The sequence below is a fragment of the Idiomarina solivarensis genome, from assembly GCF_033052755.1.
Taxonomy (GTDB): domain Bacteria; phylum Pseudomonadota; class Gammaproteobacteria; order Enterobacterales; family Alteromonadaceae; genus Idiomarina.
The window spans coordinates 485,517-508,272 of record NZ_JAVFHZ010000001.1 but is presented as its reverse complement, the minus strand read 5'-3'; the positions used below and the strand labels follow the sequence as shown (position 1 = coordinate 508,272).

21 protein-coding genes are annotated in these 22,756 nt (G+C 46.6%); 7 read left to right on the top strand and 14 right to left on the bottom strand.

Annotated elements, in window-relative coordinates; genetic code table 11:
- Positions 1-20: 20 nt before the first annotated feature.
- The 11 genes from RBK99_RS02435 to asnC form a co-directional block, all read right to left on the bottom strand.
- Positions 21-3,122, bottom strand: coding sequence for an efflux RND transporter permease subunit (locus RBK99_RS02435; protein ID WP_317503048.1), 3,102 nt, complete (start codon positions 3,120-3,122; stop codon positions 21-23).
- A 12-nt stretch (positions 3,123-3,134) separates the two neighbouring features.
- Positions 3,135-4,286, bottom strand: coding sequence for an efflux RND transporter periplasmic adaptor subunit (locus RBK99_RS02430; RefSeq protein ID WP_317503047.1), 1,152 nt, complete (start codon positions 4,284-4,286; stop codon positions 3,135-3,137).
- A gap of 70 nt (positions 4,287-4,356) precedes the next feature.
- Positions 4,357-5,373, bottom strand: a complete 1,017-nt coding sequence (locus RBK99_RS02425; RefSeq protein WP_317503046.1) for a zinc-binding alcohol dehydrogenase family protein — start codon at positions 5,371-5,373, stop codon at positions 4,357-4,359.
- 73 nt (positions 5,374-5,446) lie between these two features.
- Positions 5,447-6,457: an ArsA family ATPase gene (locus tag RBK99_RS02420; RefSeq protein WP_317503045.1), complete on the bottom strand. Its 1,011-nt coding sequence runs from the start codon at positions 6,455-6,457 to the stop codon at positions 5,447-5,449.
- Positions 6,458-6,490: 33 nt separating this feature from the next.
- Positions 6,491-6,763 carry a cory-CC-star protein gene (locus RBK99_RS02415; protein WP_317503044.1) on the bottom strand — a complete coding sequence of 91 codons (273 nt, stop codon included), beginning with the start codon at positions 6,761-6,763 and terminating at the stop codon, positions 6,491-6,493.
- A 19-nt stretch (positions 6,764-6,782) separates the two neighbouring features.
- Positions 6,783-8,459 (bottom strand): carbon starvation CstA family protein, encoded by a 1,677-nt coding sequence (locus RBK99_RS02410; RefSeq protein ID WP_317503043.1) that lies wholly within the window; start codon positions 8,457-8,459, stop codon positions 6,783-6,785.
- A 115-nt stretch (positions 8,460-8,574) separates the two neighbouring features.
- The gene (locus RBK99_RS02405; RefSeq protein WP_317503042.1) at positions 8,575-8,748 is read right to left on the bottom strand and encodes a DUF1328 family protein; all 174 of its coding nucleotides are present in this window, start codon (positions 8,746-8,748) and stop codon (positions 8,575-8,577) included.
- Positions 8,749-8,887: 139 nt separating this feature from the next.
- Positions 8,888-11,506 (bottom strand): M14 metallopeptidase family protein, encoded by a 2,619-nt coding sequence (locus RBK99_RS02400; RefSeq protein WP_317503041.1) that lies wholly within the window; start codon positions 11,504-11,506, stop codon positions 8,888-8,890.
- A gap of 94 nt (positions 11,507-11,600) precedes the next feature.
- Positions 11,601-12,605 carry a tRNA 2-selenouridine(34) synthase MnmH gene (gene mnmH, locus RBK99_RS02395; RefSeq protein ID WP_317503040.1) on the bottom strand — a complete coding sequence of 335 codons (1,005 nt, stop codon included), beginning with the start codon at positions 12,603-12,605 and terminating at the stop codon, positions 11,601-11,603.
- Positions 12,606-13,646: a selenide, water dikinase SelD gene (selD, locus tag RBK99_RS02390; protein ID WP_317503039.1), complete on the bottom strand. Its 1,041-nt coding sequence runs from the start codon at positions 13,644-13,646 to the stop codon at positions 12,606-12,608.
- The gene (asnC, locus tag RBK99_RS02385; RefSeq protein WP_317503038.1) at positions 13,643-14,113 is read right to left on the bottom strand and encodes a transcriptional regulator AsnC; all 471 of its coding nucleotides are present in this window, start codon (positions 14,111-14,113) and stop codon (positions 13,643-13,645) included. The genes selD and asnC overlap by 4 nt, the downstream gene beginning before the upstream one ends.
- 150 nt (positions 14,114-14,263) lie before the next feature.
- Here asnC and asnA point away from each other — a divergent pair, with 150 nt between their 5' ends.
- From asnA to RBK99_RS02360, 5 genes are all read left to right on the top strand, one after another.
- Complete coding sequence (asnA, locus tag RBK99_RS02380) at positions 14,264-15,244, top strand: aspartate--ammonia ligase (protein ID WP_317503037.1); 981 nt, start codon at positions 14,264-14,266, stop codon at positions 15,242-15,244.
- A gap of 57 nt (positions 15,245-15,301) precedes the next feature.
- Positions 15,302-15,889, top strand: coding sequence for a TetR/AcrR family transcriptional regulator (locus tag RBK99_RS02375; RefSeq protein ID WP_317503036.1), 588 nt, complete (start codon positions 15,302-15,304; stop codon positions 15,887-15,889).
- A 23-nt stretch (positions 15,890-15,912) separates the two neighbouring features.
- A complete protein-coding gene (locus tag RBK99_RS02370) occupies positions 15,913-16,650 on the top strand; it encodes an SDR family oxidoreductase (protein ID WP_317503035.1) in 738 nt (245 codons plus the stop codon).
- 6 nt (positions 16,651-16,656) lie between these two features.
- Positions 16,657-17,640, top strand: a complete 984-nt coding sequence (locus tag RBK99_RS02365) for an LLM class flavin-dependent oxidoreductase (RefSeq protein WP_317503034.1) — start codon at positions 16,657-16,659, stop codon at positions 17,638-17,640.
- A gap of 83 nt (positions 17,641-17,723) precedes the next feature.
- Positions 17,724-18,107 carry a glutathione S-transferase N-terminal domain-containing protein gene (locus tag RBK99_RS02360; RefSeq protein WP_317503033.1) on the top strand — a complete coding sequence of 128 codons (384 nt, stop codon included), beginning with the start codon at positions 17,724-17,726 and terminating at the stop codon, positions 18,105-18,107.
- A 1-nt stretch (position 18,108) separates the two neighbouring features.
- Here the strand turns inward: RBK99_RS02360 and RBK99_RS02355 are convergent, their stop codons facing one another.
- Together RBK99_RS02355 and RBK99_RS02350 are read right to left on the bottom strand one after the other, a co-directional pair.
- Positions 18,109-18,933, bottom strand: coding sequence for a TIGR02285 family protein (locus RBK99_RS02355; RefSeq protein WP_317503032.1), 825 nt, complete (start codon positions 18,931-18,933; stop codon positions 18,109-18,111).
- Positions 18,934-18,943: 10 nt separating this feature from the next.
- Positions 18,944-19,729 carry a hypothetical protein gene (locus tag RBK99_RS02350; protein ID WP_317503031.1) on the bottom strand — a complete coding sequence of 262 codons (786 nt, stop codon included), beginning with the start codon at positions 19,727-19,729 and terminating at the stop codon, positions 18,944-18,946.
- Positions 19,730-19,892: 163 nt separating this feature from the next.
- Here RBK99_RS02350 and RBK99_RS02345 point away from each other — a divergent pair, with 163 nt between their 5' ends.
- Both RBK99_RS02345 and RBK99_RS02340 read left to right on the top strand, forming a co-directional pair.
- A complete protein-coding gene (locus RBK99_RS02345) occupies positions 19,893-20,399 on the top strand; it encodes an alpha/beta hydrolase (protein ID WP_317503030.1) in 507 nt (168 codons plus the stop codon).
- Between the two features lie 3 nt (positions 20,400-20,402).
- The gene (locus RBK99_RS02340) at positions 20,403-20,807 is read left to right on the top strand and encodes an HIT domain-containing protein (RefSeq protein ID WP_317503029.1); all 405 of its coding nucleotides are present in this window, start codon (positions 20,403-20,405) and stop codon (positions 20,805-20,807) included.
- On the opposite strand, the gene RBK99_RS02335 is transcribed toward RBK99_RS02340, so the two are convergent.
- Complete coding sequence (locus tag RBK99_RS02335; RefSeq protein ID WP_317503028.1) at positions 20,797-22,710, bottom strand: methyl-accepting chemotaxis protein; 1,914 nt, start codon at positions 22,708-22,710, stop codon at positions 20,797-20,799. The genes RBK99_RS02340 and RBK99_RS02335 overlap by 11 nt on opposite strands.
- Between the last annotated feature and the right edge of the window lie 46 nt (positions 22,711-22,756).

The window sequence follows — 22,756 nt, the reverse complement described above, 5'->3', positions numbered from 1 at the left end:
CTCCGGGTTTTTTATTTTGATTATTCCTCAGGTTGTTTGGGCGGGAATATTCGCCTTACAACATAGAAGAATAGTGGGACAAAGAAGATAGCTAATAGAGTACCTCCAATCATACCACCAACCACGCTGGTACCGATGGCGTTACGACTTGCTGCACCTGCACCGTCACTCAGCGCTAACGGCATAACACCGAACACGAACGCTAATGAGGTCATCAAAATAGGGCGCAAACGTAAGCGTACCGCCTCTAGGGTTGCATCCAATAGGTCTTTACCCTGAGCCTGCAAGTCTTTCGCAAATTCAACAATAAGTATCGCATTCCTTGCGGATACGCCGACTGTCGTTAATAGACCCACCTGGAAATAGACGTCGTTGGAAATGCCGCGAAGCATTACCGCAACGACTGCCCCAAGAATACCCAGAGGGACAACCAGCATAACTGAGAACGGAATCGACCAGCTTTCATAAAGCGCTGCAAGGAATAGGAAAACGACAATAAGGGAAACGCTGTATAAAATAGGTGCAAAGTCACCTGACTTGCGCTCCTGCAAAGAGATTCCCGTCCACTCATAGCCGATGCCCGGAGGCAACTTGGCGATCATTTGCTCCATTTCAATCATTGCCTGACCGGTACTGATTCCCGGGGCCGCTTGCCCCTGAATTTCTAGAGCAGGCACACCGTTGTAACTTTCAACGCGCTGAGGCCCATAAGTCCATTCCCAACTTGAGAATGAGCTAAACGGCACCATCGCACCTTGGTTATTCCTGACATACCATTCATTTATGTCTTTCGGGAGCATGCGAGCTTCTGCAATACCCTGAATATAGACTCGTTTAACGCGACCGCGATCGATAAAGTCATTAACATAAGCTGAGCCCCAAGCCGTGCTTAATGTTTCATTGATACTTGCAATGGTCAGGCCCAGTGCCTGAGCTTTTTCAAAGTCTACGTCAATGCGCAACTGCGGAGCATCTTCTAGTCCGTTAGGACGAACCTGCACCAACTTGTCATTTTGTGCAGCCATCCCTAACAGTTGATTCCGGGCTTGAACGAGCTGATCATGACCCAGATTACCGCGGTCTTGTATGAACAGGTTAAAGCCACTAGAAACACCGAGTTCAGGAATAGGAGGCAGGTTAAACGCAAAGACCATTGCTTCTTTAATGGTCGCGAAGAAGCCAAAGGCTCTGCCAATAACCGCTTCAACGCTCTGATTTTCTGTACGTTCGCTCCAGTCTTTAAGGCGCACGAAAGCAATACCATTAGCCTGACTACGGCCTGAGAAACTGAAACCGACAACGGAGAATACGGATTGAACCGCTTCTTCTTCGTTCAGGTAATAGTTTTCAATTTTGTTCATGGTATTAACCGATTGTTCAAGAGTTGAACCTACCGGCAATTGCATCTGAGTGAGAAACACACCGCGATCTTCGTTTGGTAAGAAGCCAGTTGGCAGTTGCGTAAACAGATACGCAAGTAAGCCAATAATGCCTAAATACAACAAGCCAAAACGTAAAGTACGACGTAAAATGGCGTTTACCGAATTGGTGTACTTAATGGTCCATTTTTCAAGTGTACGGTTGAACCAGCCAAGCGGCCCCCAGCCACTGTTCTTGTCGTGCTTAACGGGCTTAAGGATAGTGGCACACAGTGCAGGGGAGAAGATAATTGCAACCAGCACCGACAAGCTCATTGAAGTAATAATGGTCAATGAGAACTGTCGATAGACGGCTCCGGTAGAGCCGGGGAAGAATGCCATCGGTGCGAATACTGCCGCCATGACAATGCCGATAGCAACCAATGCTCCTGTAATTTGCCCCATCGATTTAATGGTTGCCTGTTTCGGTGACAACCCCTCTTCAGACATAAGTCGTTCAACGTTCTCCACAACAACAATGGCATCATCCACCAACAGCCCTATGGAAAGAACCATACCGAACATGGTCAGGGTGTTAATTGAAAAGCCGGCTAATGACATAACGCCCATGGTACCAAGAATAACCACGGGTATAGCCAGCGTGGGTATTAACGTTGCACGAAGGTTCTGCAAGAACAGGAACATCAACAGAAAGACTAAAATAATGGCTTCCACCAGAACCTGAGCAACTTCCGAAATAGAAATTTTGATAAATGGTGTGGTGTCATAGGCCGTAACCATCTTCATTCCGGCCGGAAAGAACTGTTCCAGTTCGTCAAGACGGGCCTTTACCGCATCAGCGGTTTCTAGTGCATTGGCACCGGTTTGAAGATTAATTGCTAAGCCTGTCGCAGGCTTGCCATTGTAGTTGGCTTTAATTGAATAGTTCTCGGCACCTTTCTCAACTCTGGCAACGTCTTTAAGACGCACCTGCGAGCCATCCGGCATCACTTTTAAGGTGATATTTTTAAATTCTGATACATCGGACAAGCGAGTCTGCGCGATGATCGTTGCGTTCAGGCGCTGGCCTTCTACAGCCGGTGTTCCACCAAGTTGACCTGCTGCGACCTGGGCATTTTGAGCCCGAATAGCTGCTTTTATCTCAGCCATTGTGATGCCGTAGTTAACCAATGCAGAAGGTTCTACCCAAATGCGCATAGCGTAGGGAGAGCCGAACAGTTGCACGTTACCGACACCCGTTGTACGAGCGATAGGATCCTGAATGTTAGAGGCGATGTAATCGCTTAAATCGGTTTGTGTGTATCTGTCATCGGTAGCAACCAGTGCCGCAACCATTAGGAAGGAGCTGCTTGATTTACTGACGGTAATTCCCTGTGCCTGAACTTCCTGAGGTAACTGTGGCGTTGCCTGTGAGAGTTTGTTTTGCACTTGAACCTGAGCGATATCGGGATCCGTGCCCGATGCAAACGTCAGGCTAATGGTGGCACTACCAAAGTTACTCTGTGAAGAAAAGTACAGCAGGTTATCAACACCTGTCATATTTTGCTCGATCACTTTGGTTACAGTATTCGATACGGTTTCTGCGTTAGCGCCCGGATAGCTGACCTGAATTTCAACAGCAGGAGGGGCTATTGTCGGGTACTGCGCTATCGGCAGTTGCAGCATTGCGATTGCGCCTGCCATCATTGTCAGCAGCGCAATAACCCAGGCAAATATTGGGCGGTTAATAAAAAACTTGGCCATTACTGACTTCCTTTACTGCTGCTGTTCAGAGTTAGATGAATCGATAGTCACTGTGTCGCCCGGGCGGATTTTCTGCAAGCCAGCGGTGACAATCGTATCGCCTTCTTTGATGCCTTCAGTGACTAGCCAGTCGCTTCCCATTGCACGATCAGTGGTTATCATTCGTTGTTCAATTTTGTTTTCGCTGTTAACCAACATGACATAAGGGCGGCCACGAGGGTCTCGGGTAACGGCATTTTGTGGCACCAGAATAGCCGAATTTAGCGTTCCTTCACTGACCTCAGCGCGAACAAACATGCCCGGATAAAGCGTTTTATCGGGGTTTGGAAACTCAGCACGTAATAAAATCGCGCCGGTATCTTCTTCAACGCTGACCTCAGAGAAAAGCAGCTCACCTTTCTGATCATAATCGAGTCCATTCAGCTTTAAGCGCACCATTGCATTGCCTTTTTCGTTCGCTTGAATGCGTCCTGACTCGATATCCGCTTTCAGTTTCATAAACTGCTTGCTGGATTGGCTGATATCAACGTAGATTGGGTCCAATTGGTTGATGGTGACTAAAGGCTCTGCCTGGGAAGCTGTCAGTAGGGCGCCTTCAGTAAAGTTTGAGCGACCAACGATGCCACTAATAGGGGCGTTAACCTTAGTGTATTCTAAATTAATTCGAGCATTCTTTAGTTGAGCTTCTGCTAATGAAACTGCTGCTTTATTTTGGTAAAAAGTGGCTTCGGCACTATCAAACTCGTCCTGGCTCACTGCATTTTCTTCTAAGAGTTCCTGAAAACGCTCGTAGCGTAATCTCGAACTGTGCAATATGGCTTTTGCGCTCTCCACTTCGGCTTTGGCACTTGCAAGCTGAGCTTCGTAAACGGCAGGATCAATTTGATAGAGCTGCTGACCTTTTTCAACAAAAGTGCCTTCTTCGAAAGCTCGTTCAAGTAACAGACCACTAACTTGCGGACGAACCTGTGCAACGCGGTAGGAGGCTGTTCTGCCAGGTAAGTCAGTGCTCAACTTAACGGGTTCAGGAGCAATGGTAATAACTTCTACCGGAACGGCTTGCTGCTGGCTTTGCTGTTGTTGTTGGTCACTGCATGCTGTTAGCGTTCCCGTTAACAATAGACCCGCTGCCAAAATAGGGGCAAACTTAAAACGCGTGTTCATTAAATTACCTCTGACCTTTTAATTTTATATCAATCCCGAATTATACATACATTCATGTATGTTTGTAAAACTATTCAGCCACAGTTAGCGTAATCTTTCCTATCGTTTTTTGACTCTCAATAGCTTTGTGTGCCTCGCGCAGATTGTTTGCTGTCAACTCACCAAAGGTTTTACCAAGCGTCGAGCGTATCTGGCCTTTCTCAACTAACTTTGCGATATGATTCAATAGCTCTTGCTGCTTAACCATGTCTGCAGTGGTAAATAGAGAGCGGGTAAACATAAACTCCCAGTGCAGGCTAATACTTTTTTGTTTCATCAGCGTGATGTCGATACTTTCTGAGGGATCATCTATTAAGCCAAAGCGTCCCTGAGGGGCCATAAGGTTCATGCACTGAGCAAAATATTGTTCACTATGGGTTAAGCAGGCCACGTCGGTGACTGGGTCGGTGCCGATACCTTCAAGTTGCGCGGCTAAATCCTCATGATGATTAATCACATGATGAGCCCCTAATGCTTTTACCCACTGTTGAGACTCCGCGCGGGAGGCGGTTGCAATAATAGTGGCATCTGTAAGCTGAGCAGCAAGTTGAATCAGTATTGATCCAACTCCCCCGGCACCGCCAATAACTAGTAGTGTTCTTTTCTTATGAGGCGATGGCTTATCAATTTGCAATCGTTCAAACAGCAATTCCCAGGCGGTAATGCTGGTTAAGGGCAGGGCTGCTGCCTGATTGTCATCGAGGTTATTAGGCGCTTTACCAACAATGCGATGGTCAACGACTTGTCGTTGAGCGTTGCAACCTGGCCGGGTTAAATCACCGGCATACCAAACCCTGTCTCCGGGGGTAAAGTGTGTTACGTTTTCGCCTATGGAGAGGACTTCACCAACGGCGTCCCAGCCAATGATTTTATGACCCGACTCTGGCGCCGTCCGCATGCGGATTTTTGTGTCAACAGGATTGACCGCTATCGCTTTAACTTTAATGAGTAAATCGTCAGGCCCAGGTAACGGGTCGTCAACAGTGATGTCCAGTAATGAATTGGAGTCCTCTACAGGAAGTGATTCTTTGTATCCTACAGCGCGCATAGTACTCTCCTTAAGTAACAATAATGACACTGTATACGTATTATAAGAGAAACCGATGACAGTAAAGTGGCAATTAGGAAGAAAAACCAGCCTGTTCCAGGTTATTCGCAAAGGCTTCTAACGCAGCGATTCCCTGCACATCTTCTTCCAATAAATAAAGTCGGTAGTTTGGCCAGGCTTTAAAACGTTTTTGAATATCTTCCAAGTAACTTTTCTCCTGCTCCCTGCGGCGGGCCAGAAAGCTACCGTCGGCTTGCTCAGGTAAAATCCGGTTAATGACAACGCCCCCAATAGGTAACTTCTCTTCCGTTAACGACTGCAGTGCACGTTCCGTTTCCTGTATTGGCAGCCGCTCTGGGGTTAACACAAACAGAATTGACGTATAGCTGCTGTCTTGCAATAAACGCCGGGTTCTCTGAAATAACCGTTGTCGGTTCAACAACTGCTCGGTAATGGCTTTGGTACGGTCGGTCATTCCGTCGCTGGCATTTTCGTTAGGATCCGCCATCGGATTATTGATGTCTTTACCCGCTTTTGGGGACAGGTGATCGAGCACCGAGTCAAGATCCTTCGACCGCTTTTGCGATCGCAGCATTCCCTGTGTCCAGGCTGCCATAGCTTCAGGTAAGCTCAACAAACGTAATGTGTGGCCGGTGGGAGCGGTATCGAAAATAAGTAAGTCATAGTCTTTTTCGGCCTCGTCAATAACGTTACAAATTCTCTCTAACAGCGCAGCTTCCTGGGCCCCGGGAGATTGTTGAGTTAAGCGCATCTGCCGTTCAATTTCGGGAAAAAGATCGGGGTTAGTAAAGCGCTTCATCTGAGCGCTCACTCGTTCGATATGAGTTTTAACTTCGTGGTCAGGATCAATTTCTAATGCTGTTAAGTTTTTACGCAGTGTGGTTTTTTGGTCGCCAATCTTTTTGTCGAATACATCGGCCAGGCTATGCGCCGGATCGGTTGAGACCAACAGAACCTTTTTTCCTTCGCGGGCAGCAAGTACAGCCAAAGCAGAAGAGACGGTTGTTTTACCAACGCCACCTTTACCACCAATCAATAAAACTTTTTTATCGCTTAACAACATGAGAAATTAACCCTAATTTGATCGGGTAAAAAACTAGCAACAACGGAAGTGGTCAAGAGGAGAGTGTTCCATACCCATACGTTGATGCCATTCGTGAAAACGTTCGAGCATTAAAGGTTGTAACTCTAAAGTATAATAGGCGGCCGGATTCGGCACACCCATCATTTCAGAAAAAACGAGCAGCATGAACAGATCATCTTCATCGCGCTTCGCACGGGCAATGGCCGAACGGTAGGGCGCATGATAAAACTCGTTAGCTAAATCGCTTGCCCGACTAAACCAACGGCGAACTGACTGAACGTTCATACTGCTCTCTCTCCCTTTACTATGGCTTCTGTGCTTTTTGTTCTTTACGGATTTTCGACAGACTCGCACTGGCTTCAAGAGCAATCCAGATAGCCGCAACCAGAACCACTAAGTCGAGGCCCATCAGGAACCAGTCCTGGTTTTGATAGAAACCCTGAAGCTGCACAATGAGAGCGAACACCGTCATGATTAATAAGAAAATTAAGGGTAACAAGGTGTAGTACATAGGGCGGCCTAAGCGTACCAGCATGACCGTAATAACGAGTAAAGTCAGGCCTGCCAGTAGCTGGTTTGTTGTACCAAAAAGAGGCCAAATAACCAAGCCGCCTGTACCGTCTGCACCTCCCGCACCAAAGGCAAGCAATAAGCAGCTGCCGACGGCAAGCATCGTTGCAGGAAAGGCTTTTTGCATCCAGTTAATTTTATATAGGTTTCCCCATTCCTGAAAAATATAGCGTTGTAGACGTAAGCCTGTATCCATTGTGGTGCCAGCGAAAAGTACAGCCATTACAGTGAGCAGAGTTTCTGAAATGTCGACATCCAGACCCAGACCCTGGCTAATAATATTCGCGCCACCTTCCACAAAGGCCGACACGCCACCCTGACCAAAGGAAGAGTAAACGGCTTCCCAGTCCGCAAGGGTAGCAAAGCCTGCTGTTGCAGCGATAATGGTTGCTAAGGAGAGCGATCCTTCGCCTATCGCACCAAAGTAACCAACGAAGCGTGCATCGGTCTCTTTATCGAGTTGTTTAGAGGTTGTTCCCGAAGCGACCAACCCATGAAAGCCTGAAATTGCGCCACAAGCAATGGTGACAAATAGCAGCGGAACCATAGACGGAGTGCCTTCTGGTGTATTGCTGTTAAAGGCCGGAGCGGAGATTTCCGGAGCCAATAATAAGGTGGCGCCGTAAAGCAAAATAAGGCCGATAAACAGTTGCAGGCCGTTAATGTAGTCGCGAGGCTGCAACAACATCCAAACGGGCAGTAACGAAGCAATAGCAGCATAACCGAACAGGATAAGAACCCACTGCGCGTTGTCACTAACGCCCATTATGGTTTCCGGTAACTCAATAGGAAACGAAGGACCGGCCCAGATGAGAGCGTACAGCGCCAGAACACCAATTATTGATACTGCTCCAAGCCCCATCCATTTGCGAAAAATAATTTGGCCGATAATGAGTGCAACAAATATAGCGCCCCAAACCGGTACAACGGAACTGGAAAACTCGATGAGCAAGCCAGAGATGGCCGTAGCGAAAACGGCATTGACCATCAGCAGGACAAGGAAAATGACAATCATGAACAAGGTTTGAGAGCGCTTGCCAACGACATCGCCGGTCAGGTTACCAATTGATTTTGCTTTATTACGGTTACTGGCCCAAATAGCGCCTGCATCGTGAACGCCGGCAAAGAAGATGGTTCCGAATATGACCCATAAAAATGCCGGTACCCAACCCCAGATGACGGCAATAGCCGGACCTATGATAGGTGCCGCCCCGGCAACTGAAGTAAAGTGGTGACCCCAGAGGACATACTTATTGGTAGGGACGAAGTCAACGCCATCTTCTAATTCGTGAGCCGGTGTTCTGAAGTTTGGATCGAGTTTGAGAATTTTCTCTGCAATGAATTTTGAATAGAAAACATAACCGAGAAACATCGCACCTAAACCCAGAACCATCATTACGATTGCGTTCATGGCAAGAGCCTCTTTGTTGTAGTGTTAGACAGACAAACATAAAAAATGCCAACAGTTATTGTAGCGTAAACTCAATAGCTGTTGGCATACGACCAATGTCTAATACTGATTAAAGTTATCGCCGTTTGCCACCCTGGAGTAGGCGAATGACTAAAGAAACTGCAAAAAGAATAATGAAGATATAGAAGATGATCTTAGCTATTTCCGCCGCGGCCCCGGCAATACCACTGAACCCTAAAATAGCAGCAATAACGGCAACGACGAGGAAAATAAGAACCCAACGTAACATAAGCACCTCACTCACTAATTAATATGATTCAATTAGTAAGGTAGACCATGATTGCTCAGATGGCCAGAATGATGGAGTGTAAAAAACTGCTAAGAGAAAACTCTTAGCAGTCTAGGGTGAATCATTGCCGATGGATAAATTAGTGAGCTTCGGCCGCCGCATCAGCTGCTTTTTTATCAGCCAGTTTCTCTGCATACACTTCAATGCGGGGACCAAGATAGATGGCATTACTCAATAATTTGGCCGTTCCCCAAAAGTAGGCGCGAAAGTTGACGTTATCCGCAAAGCCAATAACCTGACCGTCGCCAAATCGATGGGCGGCTATATTGGTTTTACCTTTAAGTATTTCGCGGTTGCGCTCATCGGTGTAGCCGCTCATTAACGGTTGCTTTGAGTAATGAGCTACTGAAACAAAAGGTGATTCAGGTGCTTCCATAGCGGCAACCGAGTTTTTGAAGACCGGCATTTGCTCGCTTGGAAAACCAAAGAATAGAGGATGAGAGGTATCAACGTCCATTGAGAAAATGGCACCAGCGATACGTTGCTGTGCATAAAAATCGTCACGATCTTTATAACTCATTTGGTTCTCTGAAAAGGCTTTCTCAAAAACAGATTCATCAATAAAGCGGGTGTGGAGAAGACCGTTCTCAGACAACCACTCAGCACCACCGCGCTGGCCAATAATGGTGCCACCCTCGCTTACCCATTGCTTTATTTTTCTACCCAGTTTTTTATCCAGGGTATGGTAACTGCCATCCACCATGATGATGTGGCTGTAGCGCGTTAAATCGACTCGCGACAGCCGGTCAGTATCGATCATAGATAAAGGAATACCCACATGACGGTCCAGGTAATACCAGGCTTCACCCGCTTCGTACAGGTTAACGCCCGCACCGGTTAACATCATCACACTGGGTTGCTCTACTGGCTTAATATTGCGGCTGCCAAGATCAACGCCTTCTGGGGTTAAGCCTGTTTCAATTGAGGTTACATGGATGCCTTTTTCTTTTGCCGCGGTCGCTAAACGGCGTTGAACGTCTAGCCAATCATGCTCCTGATAGGCTTTGGGTATAACGATAGCGCCTGCTGAAAACTCCCGACGACCCTCTTCTGTTTTAACAGTAAATGGCTTTGTACTCTGGCGTGCATGAATATTTTGCTCTAAAAGTTCCTGCAAAAGTCCAGGCGCCAGATAGTCGTTCCAGCTAAATGCGTAGGCGTAAGCATTCGTTAGTGCGGATGTATTGCGTTTAATATCAGTCCAGGCTTTATCTGCGATTTGAATACGGCCACGGTGGGTTTCAAATGGGATATTAAATGCTAGTGGTAATGTCCAACCTGAAACATCATAAAAAGTATTGTTTGGAAAGCTTTTCCGAGTGTTAAATATACCCTGGATTAAACCGTATTGCGGCTGCTCAAGCGGCACGTAATAGCTACTGCCAGCGCTAAATTTAGTCCCGTTTTGTTCAATGTCTTTTTCTATTCGATAGGCTTTGATTCCGTGTTGCTCAAAGATATTCAGTAATCCTTCGACTCTTGAAGGGTCGCTTGAATCGCCCAGCAAATAACCGTCGAAATTTGCATCTTTGGCTGCTTCCAGACTCTCATCATAAGCGCGTTCCTGAAATTCGATAAAACGGCTTTTGTGTTTATGTGTACCGTAAATGGCGCTCAGTGACGCAACAAACTGATTACGGATGGTGAACGGAAAGCTGACTTCACCATTCACTGAGTCTTGCAAGTGGCCTCGACTGGAAGCCTGTTCAAAAAGAATACCGACAGCGCCTTGAATGTCCGGATAGGTAGAGCCTTTCCCATAATAAAAATCATCGAACGACTCTTCGGTGTAGTAAAGACTGCCAATATCATTTAGCGAATCGGCGTGTTCTACTGCCAGAATTTCCGTTAAGCGCACGTTTTCATCCGGAGTGAGTGGATTTTTGCGTGAAGGAATACCCGGCTGGAAAAAGAAAGTGCTGTTGGTTCCCATTTCGTGGTAATCGGTGAGCACGTTGGGTTTCCACTTTTGGAAGTTAGCGATCCGTGCGCGTGACTCAGGGTGTTGTAGCAAAAGCCAGTCACGATTCATATCAAACCAGTAGTGGTTTACCCGGCCACGAATGAAAGGTTGAACATGCTCTCTATGCTGAGGGTCCGCTACCAGGTTTTGTCCACGATGCTGGTTGGCCCATTGCGCAAAGCGGGCCAGACCATCCGGATTGAAAGCAGGATCGAGCAAAATAACAGAGTCATTAAGGAGTGTCTCAACCGCTTCGCCTTCAGCGGCGGCAAGATAATAAGCAAAGAGTATTGCAGCGTTACTGCCGCTTGATTCATCGCCATGAATACTGTACCCCATGTACATGACTACCGGGGTGTTATCAGGATCGGCATCGCGATTCGGATCAGCCGCCGCCAGATGACGCTCGCGAACATCCTCAATATTTTTGTGATTTTCTTCAGAAGTCACGGTTAGTAGTAATAATGGACGTTGTTCATGTGTACGGCCGGTTACCTGTAGAGTGATTCTGTCTGACTCTTCAGCCAGAACTTTCATATAGTTTACAATTTGTTCGGGACGGGCGTGCCAGTCACCCACCTGGTAGCCAAGAACTTCCTTTGGCTTGGTGATGTTTGGGTTGTAGCTGACGTCCTGAGGCAGGTAGTACGAAAGGTCTTTTGTTTCTGCCATAGAGGGCAGGGCAACAAAAACCAATGCGGCCGCCGTCATTCGGCTTAACATTCGTGTGAACATAGGTAGATCCCCTTGGTGTTATTATTCAAGTACCATAACAAAAGCCTTGAGGGTTGACTGCTGTTTTCGGCAAGTCGCAGATTTTTAGCGATGCTTATCGCTTTTTCATTTGGTAGTCATACATCGGGTCGTAGTAATCTACCAACAGTCCTTTTATCCACTGCTTATGTAGATCTTGACTGTCTTTGCTTAGAGCTTGCTGGAGTGTGCTGAACAGCTGACGGAAGCGGAGATCGCCCAAACGTTTGCGGTTTCGGCTTAAACTGTCGAGCAGGTAATGCTCGAATTGCTCCCGCGATGAATAGCGGCTCTCTGCATCAATAACATATTCCTGGTAAATAACTTCGATGCGCTGTTCCAGGGTCGATTCAATGGTATGACGCTCAGCGTTTTGGGTGAACTGTTGTAAACACCAAGGCACTGAGACAGAACCAATATGACTGCCTTCATCCTCAATATATAACGTGCCGGCTCCTAACGCTTTAAGCTTAATCAATTGAATGGCTAACCGGTTTTCGAAATCAATTTGGCTTGGCTGTGGCTCCGGATAACGTCCGAAAGCAGATCCTCTGTGGTGAGCTAAGCCTTCTAAGTCTATAGAGTGGCGCTTGTTCTTGATGAACTCGGTTTTTTGGCAGCCAGTACGACCACTGACAACAATCCAGCGAAAGGAGGACACGAGCTCTTCAGTCCGTTGTATTAAGTGTTGTCTCAGGGCTTTGTAACCGCCTTCAATTCGTGGCTTGTCTATATCTATCTGGCGTAGCCATTGCTGCACTATTTGTGAACGTAAGCCGCCACGGAAGCAATAAATTGCACCGCTAGGATAGCTTTCGAAGAAGGCTTGCCATTTAGCCATCCGCTGTTGCTTTATATTGCCGCTAACTAACTGGTGTCCCAGTTCCATCGCTGCTGTTTGGCCATGATGCTTATAGCAGGTTCCGACTTTGGCGCGCTCTGCATCGGTCATTAACGGATGATTAACCGCTTTGGTAAAGGCACCCTTGGCGAATTCAGCCGGAGCCCTTAAGTCAAGTAACGGAGTATCGTCAATAAACAGGCGGTCAAATTGTGATTGGGGTATCGATTGTTCAAACATTTATTCAACGACCACTCTGTATTGCTGTGATTCAGCAGAATAGAGCTCGCCAATAACCTGTATGGATTGATTGTGCTCGGCACAACGTTGACGCAGTGCTTCAACTTCCTCTCTGGCAACACTAATCAGTAAGCCTCCGGATGTTTGTGGATCGCAGAGTAAATTGCGCTGGTGCTCGGGTAGCGGGCTTAGATGCTGGCCGTAACTATCGAAATTTCGTTGACTGCCACCCGGGACACAACCCTGACTAAGGTAGCTATGCACATGGGGCAGTGTGGGTACGTTGTCAAACTGAACACGCGCGTAGAGGTCGGAGCCCTCAGCCATCTCAATCAAGTGACCGGCGAGACCGAACCCCGTTACGTCGGTCATAGCATTAACACCTGCAACCTCCGCTAGAACACGACCAATTTGGTTAAGCTGACACATGGCTTCAATAGCGATTCCGTTATGTTCTGGCAACAATTTCTTTTGTTTTTGTGCTGTGGTGAGAATGCCAACACCTAACGGCTTGGTTAGCAACAGAATGTCGCCCGCCTTTGCGGTGTTGTTTTGTTTCAGCTTTTGCTTTTCAACCTGACCGGTTACCGCTAGCCCAAAAATAGGCTCTGGCGCGTCAATGCTGTGTCCGCCGGCAAGCATGATACCTGCGTCTGCGCAGGCTTGGCGGCCGCCATCAATGACTTGCTGAGCGACTTCTGCAGGAAGTTTATTCACCGGCCATCCTAAAATAGCAATCGCCATTAGCGGTTGTCCTCCCATAGCGTATATGTCGCTGATGGCATTGGTTGCAGCAATGCGACCAAAATCAAACGGGTCATCACAAATCGGCATAAAAAAGTCGGTGGTACTTAATATCACCTGGCCATTACCCATATCGTACGCTGCTGCGTCGTCGCGGCTACTGTTACCAACCAGTAATTTAGGGTCCGCTGCCAGGTCCAGTTTGCTTTGCAAAATGGTGGATAGTACTTGGGGCGATATTTTACAGCCACAACCGGCGCCGTGACTGTATTCGGTTAAGCGAATTTGATTACTCATGGCTGTATGTCTCTGTTTATGGGCTGCTGCAATGAAATCAGTGTTTCCGTCGATTGTATTTCATCAATAGCCTGAATTCGGTTAATAAGCGTATGCTGTAGTTCATTAATTGATGGCGTCATGATTTTAATAAAAACATTGTACTGCCCAGTGGTGTAATACGCTTCAATGACTTCTTCGAGTTTTTCCAATTTTTCAATTGCGGTTGGGTAATCGCCCGCACTTTTTAACGTAATGCCAATAAAGCAACAGACATCGTAGCCTAAGCGCTTGGCGTTTATCTGTAAATGTGTGCCTTCGATAATCCCAGCCCGTTTCATTTTTTCCACTCGAACATGAATAGTGGCTGGACTCACTTTATATCGTTTTGCCAGTTCTGCATAAGCAATGCGGGCATCTTGCATTAACGTCTGCAGGATTAGACGGTCGAGATCATCGATTTGATAGTTTTCAGGTGATTTTTTCATGCTTTTTTAATACTTCATTAAAAAGTGTGCCTACAAATTAACGAAAAGCATTAAGGAAAGCTATTTTTGTTAATGCATATTGAATAAAAAGCTTCAGCAGGTGTTAATTGAATTGTCTTTTAGTATTTATTTTAACGATCTGGAGCTCTTATGAAATTACATTACATGCAACAGCAGCAAAAAATTCAATTCGTAAAAGCCTGTTTCACTCGGCAATTACAGCATCAGCTTGGGCTCATTGAAGTGCAGTCACCATTACTGAGTGAGCATGGCAGTGGTGTTCAGGATGATCTATCCGGCTGGGAAAAGGCCGTTGCCGTGAATGTGAAAGCGGTTCCTGGCAAAACCTTTGAAGTGGTTCATTCGTTAGCCAAATGGAAGCGCTATACTCTGGGTCGTTATGGCTTTGGGGCAGGGGAAGGCATTGTGACGCAGATGAAAGCGCTGCGTCCTGACGAAGAAGCGTTGAGCTCTGTGCATTCGGTTTATGTTGATCAATGGGACTGGGAAAAAGTGATCACAGAAGAACAACGCTCACTCGCGTTTCTGTGCAAAACCGTTAAACAGATTTATTCGGCTTTGCGCGACACCGAGCGTGAATATATTGAGCAATACGGCGGTGTTAATTTGCTACCAAAGAAGCTTCATGTGGTTCATGCGGAAGAGCTCGTCAAAGCCTATCCGAAACTGACCGCAAAACAACGCGAGCGTGAAATCGTTAAGCGCCACGGCGCGGTATTTTTGGTTGGTATCGGTGGCGAGCTCAGTCATGGTTACGCGCATGATGTCAGGGCACCGGATTACGACGACTGGAGCTCGATTAACGAGCAGGGCAGTACGGGGCTTAATGGCGATATTCTTGTTTGGCATCCGGAGTTAAATGACGCGCTGGAGCTATCCTCTATGGGGATTCGTGTCGACCAACAAGCGTTAAAGAGACAGCTTGCCATTCGCGAACAAGAAGAAAAGCTGAAGTTGCCGTGGCACCAGTCACTGATGGCCGGCGAGTTGCCATTAACCATTGGTGGTGGAATAGGGCAGTCCCGTGTGGTGATGCAAATACTGCAAAGTGATCATATCGCCAAAATTCATTGCGGGGTCTGGCCTGAGCCAATTGCGGGGGCATTATAAGTAATACGTTAATGGCTTACCTTGAACTTTGTAGACGACTGGTCTAATATTGTTTGTATGATAAAGAATGACACGCGACAACACATCATCACCATTGGTGCCGACCTGATATCTATTCATGGTTTCGGCAGCACTGGGCTGAATAAAATTCTGAGCGAAGCGCAAGTACCGAAAGGATCGTTTTATCATTATTTTAAAAGTAAAAATGATTTCGGCCTTGCGGTTATTGAAACCTATGCAGAAGAGTATGAAGAGCGCATGAACGAAACGCTGGGGAACGAAACGTTGCGACCTGTCGAACGTTTGCGCTCTTATCTGCGCGGTTCTGTTGAAGATATGAAGTCGTGTGATTTTTCGAAAGGTTGTCTGATAGGCAACCTGGGTCAGGAGCTGGCTTCGCAGAGCCCCCTTTTTCGTGAGCGGTTAGACAGTATTTTTTCTAACTGGGAGCAACGTATTGCGCGTTGCCTGGATGCAGCACGAGAAGCACAGCAAATCGAGCAAGATATCGATACAGAGCAGATGGGAGCTTTTATTCTCTCTGGCTGGCAAGGGGCTTTACTGCGAGCCAAAGTGCAGCGTTCTATGCTGCCACTACTGCGCTTTGAAGAGATGATTTTAAAGCAGTTAGGGGCAGTCGACTAATAGCAGTAACCGGAGGTAAAGCTATGTCAGAAGTACAAGATAAAGTAGTGATTATTACAGGCGCAAGCAGTGGTTTAGGTGAAGAAACAGCGCGTATGCTTGCGGGTAAAGGGGCAAAACTGATGCTGGCGGCACGCCGTGAAGATCGGTTAAAAGAATTAACAGAGTCAATTAAAAAGGACGGTGGTCAGGCGGCGTATCGCGTCGTTGATGTGACCGATAGAGAAGCTGTTCAAAAGCTAGCTGACGATACTAAGGCTGAATTTGGCCGTATTGATGTGCTAATCAATAATGCCGGACTAATGCCACTGGCACCGCTGGATGCTTTAAAAGTGGACGAGTGGGATACCATGATCGATGTGAACATCAAGGGCGTGCTTTACGGTGTTGCCGCGGTGTTACCGGTTATGCGTGAACAAAAAGTGGGTCATATTATTAACTTATCCTCGGTTGCTGGTCAGAAAGTCTTTGGTGGCGGCACGGTTTATTGCGCAACGAAGTTCGCGGTGAAAGCTATTTCTGAAGGTATTCGTCAGGAGTCTAACGGTGAAATCCGTGCGACTAATATTTCACCTGGCGCTGTGGCAACTGAACTTACTGATCACATCAGTGACAAAGACGCTAAGGCTATGGCCGACGATTTATACTCAGATGCCATTGATTCTGCCGCTATTGCTCGTGCTATTACCTTTGCCATTGAGCAACCTCAACAAGTTGATGTGAATGAGATGATCATTCGCCCAACCAAGCAAGAGCTGTAATTGGCTATGAAATATTCGGTTCTTGATTTAGCGCCTATCACGGACGGTGGGTCAGTGGCTGAATCTCTGCATAATTCTGCAGATTTAGCCCAGCATGCAGAGCGGTGGGGTTACCACCGCTTCTGGATGGCAGAGCATCATAATATGACCGGTATTGCATCAGCAGCAACAGCCGTCGCTCTGGGTTATGTGGCGGGTAAAACGGATAAAATTCGAGTTGGCTCGGGCGGTGTCATGCTGCCTAATCATGCGCCTTTCGTTGTGGCTGAACAGTTCGGAACGCTGGATTCATTGTATCCGGGGCGTATTGATATCGGTTTAGGCCGAGCGCCGGGAACCGATGGCCGCACCTTACGAGCGCTACGCCGCAAGCCGGATGACGCAGAGCAATTTCCAAATGATGTGCAGGAGTTGTTAGGTTATTTGGAAGAAGCGCAGGAAAGTGATGCCATTAAAGCCGTGCCCGGATTTCAGCAAAAAATTCCGGTGTGGTTGTTGGGCTCCAGCACATTTGGTGCGCAATTAGCCGCTCATTTAGGGTTGCCTTATGCATTTGCCTCGCACTTTGCGCCAGATTATCTGCAACATGCACTAAAAGCTTACCGGGACAACTTCCGGCCCTCTCGTTATTTGAGCGAGCCTTATGCTGCCGCAGCAATGAATGTTTTTGCTGCTGACAGCGAGACTGAAGCCCGCAAGATGATGAGTTCTATGCAGCAACAGTTTATTGCGTTGCGTCGTGGTATGCCGGGCCCCTTAAAAGCCCCTGTTGATGATATAAGAGCCGTTGCGGCACCGCATGAACTTGCCGGTGCGAATCATGCGTTAACTTATACTGCGGTAGGCACAAAAGACTCAGTTCAGCGTCATCTTAACCAGTTTATAGATGACACCGGTGTCAATGAGGTTATTCTGACCTGCCATGCTTATGAGCACAAGGCTCGTTTGCGATCGTTTGAAATTGCAGCCGAGGCTTTGCAAGAAAAGTAAGCGGTGTTTGCTAAAAGACTGACGCACTGTTCTAAACAAGTTAGAATACTGGCATCTTAATCAGGTTGTTTGGTAGTGAATTTATGAGAGTTGTTATCCGTTACTTTTTCCGCACTTTGCGGCTTATTTTGACGCCTATTGTTTTACTCGTTGAAAAATTAACGACCCCAAAGGGGCAAGCACGTTCTGAGGAAGAACAGCAGAAAGTTGACGAAGCTTGCAAGTCGCTTGCTTTGTATCAGTTCGCTGCGTGTCCTTTTTGCGTCAAAGTCCGCAAAGAAATTGCGCGACTTAATTTGAACATTGAGTTACGAGATGCAAAAAATAACGAACAGCACAGACAAGAGCTACTGGATGGCGGCGGCCGAATTAAGGTACCGTGCTTACGAATAGAGCAGAGTAATGAAATAAAATGGATGTACGAGTCCGATGACATTAATCAGTATTTGCAGCAACGCTTCGCTTAATTTACTTAGGCCGATCGTTTCCCAGCCACTTATCTAAGCTACGCTGGAAATCCGGATCGGCTTGCAGCTGCTGAATTACTTTGTTGAGTTGGTCAACCGCATTGCGGCCCCACTCGTTATCAGTGCAGCCAACGGCACCCTCAATAACCACGCCGTCGTACTCTTTGATCGGCAAAAACACTAACCCGCTGTTTTTGTCTTTCGTTTCGTTGTAGTAAACCATGACCATTTTGTAATCCACCGTGTAGTCTATGCGGTCATTAACTAGCATGGTCAAGAGATTAACGTGGGCATTTTGCCCGCTAATGAAACTAAAGTTTTCTGAGTCGATAAGATGTTCTTCCAGCAATGGCTGGAGGCGTCCATAACGCCGCTCTGTAGGCTGAGCAAAACGCAAGTCTGCGTCTTTTACTAACTCTGAAAACCTGACAGGGTGACCGTATTTTTGAATGATTTTTTTCGCGTTATCGGCCGTCGTAATAATGCCGTGAGGCGGATACAAGTGTGTGGTATCGGTGTAATTAAATTCAGAGTTATAACTCGTTCTTTTGATTAAGCAGGGGAAACAGAGATTTTTATTCTTTTTCATTATCATCGTAATGCGTCGCGATGGTAACTTTCTTACTCGATGGGAAAGTTCGGGAAGCTGACGCTGGAAACCTGTCACTAAAGCGTCACAAAAGCCTTGACCCTCATAGACACCGCTAAAAACATGAAAAGGAGGCGAAGAACTGGTTCCCCAGATAATATCTTCCTCACTTGCAATGCTGCTTTGGCAAAATACTAATGCAAGGGACAGCAAAGCTAATTGTTTTTTGAACATCATAAATCTGCCCTCATTTTGGTTCTGGCTTATCGAGTTTAGGCCGATTAGCACCTAACCAGTAGTCGAGACTTTGCTTAAACTCATCATTAGCGCGAATTTTATGAACGGCTTGGTTAATGAGTTTTATCGCGTTTTCCCCCCAGGCGTTATTACTGCAACCGACCGCACCGCGAATAACTTTGCTTTTGTATTCTTCTATTGGAATAAACGTCAGACTTTCATTTGTTTCCTGACCTTCAGCGTTACGGCGATAGGATGGGATCATCATTTCGTAGTCAATGGTATAATCAACTCTATTGATAAGAATCATTGAAAGTAGATTGTATAAAGCCAATTCACCACTCACTTGTTTATGATATTTGGTACCAATTAAATAGTCGTCTAGTAAGTGCTGAATATCCCCGTAGCGGCGACCTACCGGTTGAGCGAAACGGAGTTCAGATTCATCCACTAACCGTTTCAATGACACAGGGTTACCATATTTTTCTATTATTTCCGGAGCTAACGAAGAGCGGGTAATAATGCCGTGGGGGGGATATAAATGGGTTGTTTCGCTGAAGTAATAATCAGGGTTGTAGGTTGTACGGTTTATCATACAAGGGAAACACATACTGCCTTCACGCTTCATGATAGTTCGAATACGTCCGTGAGGCATTTTACGAATGATCTGACGGGTGTCAGGCAATTCCGCCTGAATGGTTTTGACTAATACATCGCAGAAACCGTTATTGGCTTCATCGCCTTTTAGGATATGAAAGGGCGGTGATGCATTAACTCCGAAAATCAATGGGGCCACCGGAGCATCTTCCTGAGCTAGGACTGGCCTGCTTAAGAATAAAAAAAAGATGAACAGATTGATACTGGTCGTTTTTAACATCATGGTATGGGTTAACATTGTTACCTAATCGTTAACATTTGTATCCAATTTATCTAAGCAACCAACGATAGGCAATTGCTAAATGCAGGTTATTTTTAATCACGGCAAAGAGAGTGGCCCCTGGGGGACGAAGATCAGCGCATTCGCAGAAACGGCTGAAGCAGCAGGGATGCACGTTACTAGTCTCGACTACCGGGGAATGGATAACCCTGATACTCGAGTGAAAAAGCTGATGGAATATATTGGCTCCTTATCGGATCCCTTTGTGCTTGTGGGATCCAGCATGGGAGGTTACGTAGCGACGGCAGCGGGCGAAGCTTCTAATTGTAAAGGCTTGTTCCTGTTGGCTCCTGCTTTCTATTTAGGAGGGGAGGTGGACTTCGACAAGGTAACGCCACAATGCAAAATACACATTGTTCACGGCTGGAAGGATGATATCGTTCCTGTTGAAAACAGTTGGCGTTATGCGAAAAGAACCCATGCTCAGTTGCATATTGTTAATGATGATCACCGTTTAATTGACAGTTTGCCGCAAACTAACGCATTGTTTAGTGACTTTCTTCAAACAATTTTGACAACACAAGAGTAGGTTATGGAATTTAAATTAGCGACAGAATTAGCCCGCGACAGTTATCATTTAACGGACTGGCCATTATGTGAGGTCAGGGTAATGAATGACAGACAGTTTCCCTGGTTTTTGTTGATTCCAAAAATACCGGATGTTCGCGAGATAATCGATCTGACAGAAGAACAACAGCTGCAGCTGTTAAGGGAAAGTCGTTTCCTTAGCCAGTGGTTAAAAGCTGAATACCAGCCCGATAAATTGAATATTGCAGCCCTGGGTAACCAAGTTCCTCAGCTGCACGTGCATCATCTTGCGCGTTTTCAAACAGACGTTGCTTGGCCTGCTCCAGTTTGGGGAAAGCAGCCAATGCATCCTCTTGACGAAAATGAAGTTGCAAGGCTGCAGTCGCTGTTTGCGGAAATTACGTTTTAAATTGCTCAAGTTGGCTACGTAAACTGTCAGCAAGTGATGACATTTGCTCGCATTCGCTATGGCTGCTTTTAACCGCTGTTGAGACCTGAGTAGAGAAGTCAGCAATTGCCTGAACGTTTTTGGCTACATCCTGACTTACTGAAGCCTGTTCTTCCGTTGCTGTTGCAATCTGAGTGCTCATGTCAGCGGTATCCTGAATCAAACCGACCAAGTCATTGAGTTTTTGATTTGCGGTTAAAATGCGTTCGCTGGTGCTATCCGCTTGAGTGCGGTTTTTTTCCATTGCTGAAACTGCCGCTTTTGAACCTTGCTGTAGGCGTACAATTTTCTGGCGAATATCCTCTGTCGATTTACCGGTTCGTTGCGATAAGGTACGCACTTCATCGGCAACAACCGCAAAGCCTCTCCCGGCTTCACCGGCACGGGCCGACTCTATAGCCGCATTTAGGGCCAGTAAGTTGGTTTGCTCTGAGATACCTTCGATAGTGTCAATAACGGTTACGATACTGGCAACCTCTTCAGCGAGTTCCTGTACAGAGTTAGCGGCGCCTTGCATGGATTCAGAGAGTTCTTGCATGGTTGCGACTGCTTGTTGCAGTTGTTTCTGGTTTTCAGACGTTGTTCTTTGCGAGTCACTGGCATGATTCGCGGTCTGGTTGGCATTTTCAGCTATTTCTCTTACAGTGGTTTCCATTTCGCTCATTGCGACAGCTACTTGATCTGTCTTGTTTTCCTGCTCAGCAGACAAACTGTCAATTTGGAGCATTGATTTATCAATACTCTGCACTTTTTCATTCACTTCGTAAGCGGTGTCTCTGACGTGAGTAATGATGCTTCCAAGGTTTGCAACGAAGGCATTAAAACCTTTTGCTAAATCCCCGACTTCATCATTGCTATCGACATGCAAACGCTGAGTCAGATCGCCGCCTTCGTTTGACATCCTGTTCAGGTTATTGGCGACATACTTAATAGGGCGAACAATACGGCGCGCATAGAACCAACTGGCAATAACAAAACCTAAACCAATAATGAAGCTGATAATAACGATGGTGGTAACGGTTTGGTTTAGCCCTGCGTAGAGTTCCTCCTCCGGCAATTCTATAAGGATCCGCCAGTCACTGTTAGGCAAATAAGTACTGGCAACGATGAGGTCCTCACCACTTTGACTGGTGTAGTCTATTTCAACTTCATTGTCGCTGAGGAGCTTATCCGCAACCGTTTTCCCCACTTCTTTTGATAAGAGACGGAAGTCGTTGATGCGAGGGTGAATTTGAATTCGACCCTCTTCATCAACCAGATAAGCAATGCCGTTCTTTCCTACATTGAAATCAGCAATTGCATTTTGCAGTGCTTCGAGACTTTGCCCAATACCACCGACGCCAAGTGTACGACCGTTGTCACTAATACGAACATTAACAAAAACAGTGGGTATACCCGATTGCTCGTCAACGTCGAAATTCAGCGCCTGGCTGCTGTCCTCTTTTATGAAGTCGAAAAACCATTGGTCTCGTTCTTCGCTGGCCGACATCTTTTTAAATAAACCGTCTGCGGTGTAATAGTTATTACTTCCGGCGCTGACGGTAAAAGCGGCAACCGCGTTTCTCTGCCGATAAATACGATTAAGGTAACGTGTAATTTCAGTTTGCTCGGCTTCAGATTCAACGCCTTTCAGTGCATCAATTAGATACTGATTATTGGCCAGTTCCTGAGATACCAGTACAGGGGTTGCTATAAGCTGCCCAACCTTCCCCCTAATTTCACCGAGCGTAGCCGGGAGTTCTTGTTCTGTTACACGTTCCTCTATTAATGAACGCATCATGAACGTTGAGACGCCCATGGCAATAGCGAGCAATACGGTTAACGCAATAGCCATGCTCAGAGTTAATTTGTTTTGTAAGTTCATGACACCCTCAAATAGTTACCAGACCGTTTCTATATGCGTTAAGCTG

Excerpts from the sequence above, each read along its gene's own strand:
- RBK99_RS02435 (WP_317503048.1), bottom strand. The coding sequence starts at position 3,122 with ATGGCCAAGTTTTTTATTAACCGCCCAATATTTGCCTGGGTTATTGCG.
- RBK99_RS02430 (WP_317503047.1), bottom strand. The coding sequence starts at position 4,286 with ATGAACACGCGTTTTAAGTTTGCCCCTATTTTGGCAGCGGGTCTATTG.
- RBK99_RS02425 (WP_317503046.1), bottom strand. The coding sequence starts at position 5,373 with ATGCGCGCTGTAGGATACAAAGAATCACTTCCTGTAGAGGACTCCAAT.
- RBK99_RS02420 (WP_317503045.1), bottom strand. The coding sequence starts at position 6,457 with ATGTTGTTAAGCGATAAAAAAGTTTTATTGATTGGTGGTAAAGGTGGC.
- RBK99_RS02415 (WP_317503044.1), bottom strand. The coding sequence starts at position 6,763 with ATGAACGTTCAGTCAGTTCGCCGTTGGTTTAGTCGGGCAAGCGATTTA.
- RBK99_RS02410 (WP_317503043.1), bottom strand. The coding sequence starts at position 8,459 with ATGAACGCAATCGTAATGATGGTTCTGGGTTTAGGTGCGATGTTTCTC.
- RBK99_RS02405 (WP_317503042.1), bottom strand. The coding sequence starts at position 8,748 with ATGTTACGTTGGGTTCTTATTTTCCTCGTCGTTGCCGTTATTGCTGCT.
- RBK99_RS02400 (WP_317503041.1), bottom strand. The coding sequence starts at position 11,506 with ATGTTCACACGAATGTTAAGCCGAATGACGGCGGCCGCATTGGTTTTT.
- mnmH (WP_317503040.1), bottom strand. The coding sequence starts at position 12,605 with ATGTTTGAACAATCGATACCCCAATCACAATTTGACCGCCTGTTTATT.
- selD (WP_317503039.1), bottom strand. The coding sequence starts at position 13,646 with ATGAGTAATCAAATTCGCTTAACCGAATACAGTCACGGCGCCGGTTGT.
- asnC (WP_317503038.1), bottom strand. The coding sequence starts at position 14,113 with ATGAAAAAATCACCTGAAAACTATCAAATCGATGATCTCGACCGTCTA.
- asnA (WP_317503037.1), top strand. The coding sequence starts at position 14,264 with ATGAAATTACATTACATGCAACAGCAGCAAAAAATTCAATTCGTAAAA.
- RBK99_RS02375 (WP_317503036.1), top strand. The coding sequence starts at position 15,302 with ATGATAAAGAATGACACGCGACAACACATCATCACCATTGGTGCCGAC.
- RBK99_RS02370 (WP_317503035.1), top strand. The coding sequence starts at position 15,913 with ATGTCAGAAGTACAAGATAAAGTAGTGATTATTACAGGCGCAAGCAGT.
- RBK99_RS02365 (WP_317503034.1), top strand. The coding sequence starts at position 16,657 with ATGAAATATTCGGTTCTTGATTTAGCGCCTATCACGGACGGTGGGTCA.
- RBK99_RS02360 (WP_317503033.1), top strand. The coding sequence starts at position 17,724 with ATGAGAGTTGTTATCCGTTACTTTTTCCGCACTTTGCGGCTTATTTTG.
- RBK99_RS02355 (WP_317503032.1), bottom strand. The coding sequence starts at position 18,933 with ATGATGTTCAAAAAACAATTAGCTTTGCTGTCCCTTGCATTAGTATTT.
- RBK99_RS02345 (WP_317503030.1), top strand. The coding sequence starts at position 19,893 with ATGCAGGTTATTTTTAATCACGGCAAAGAGAGTGGCCCCTGGGGGACG.
- RBK99_RS02340 (WP_317503029.1), top strand. The coding sequence starts at position 20,403 with ATGGAATTTAAATTAGCGACAGAATTAGCCCGCGACAGTTATCATTTA.
- RBK99_RS02335 (WP_317503028.1), bottom strand. The coding sequence starts at position 22,710 with ATGAACTTACAAAACAAATTAACTCTGAGCATGGCTATTGCGTTAACC.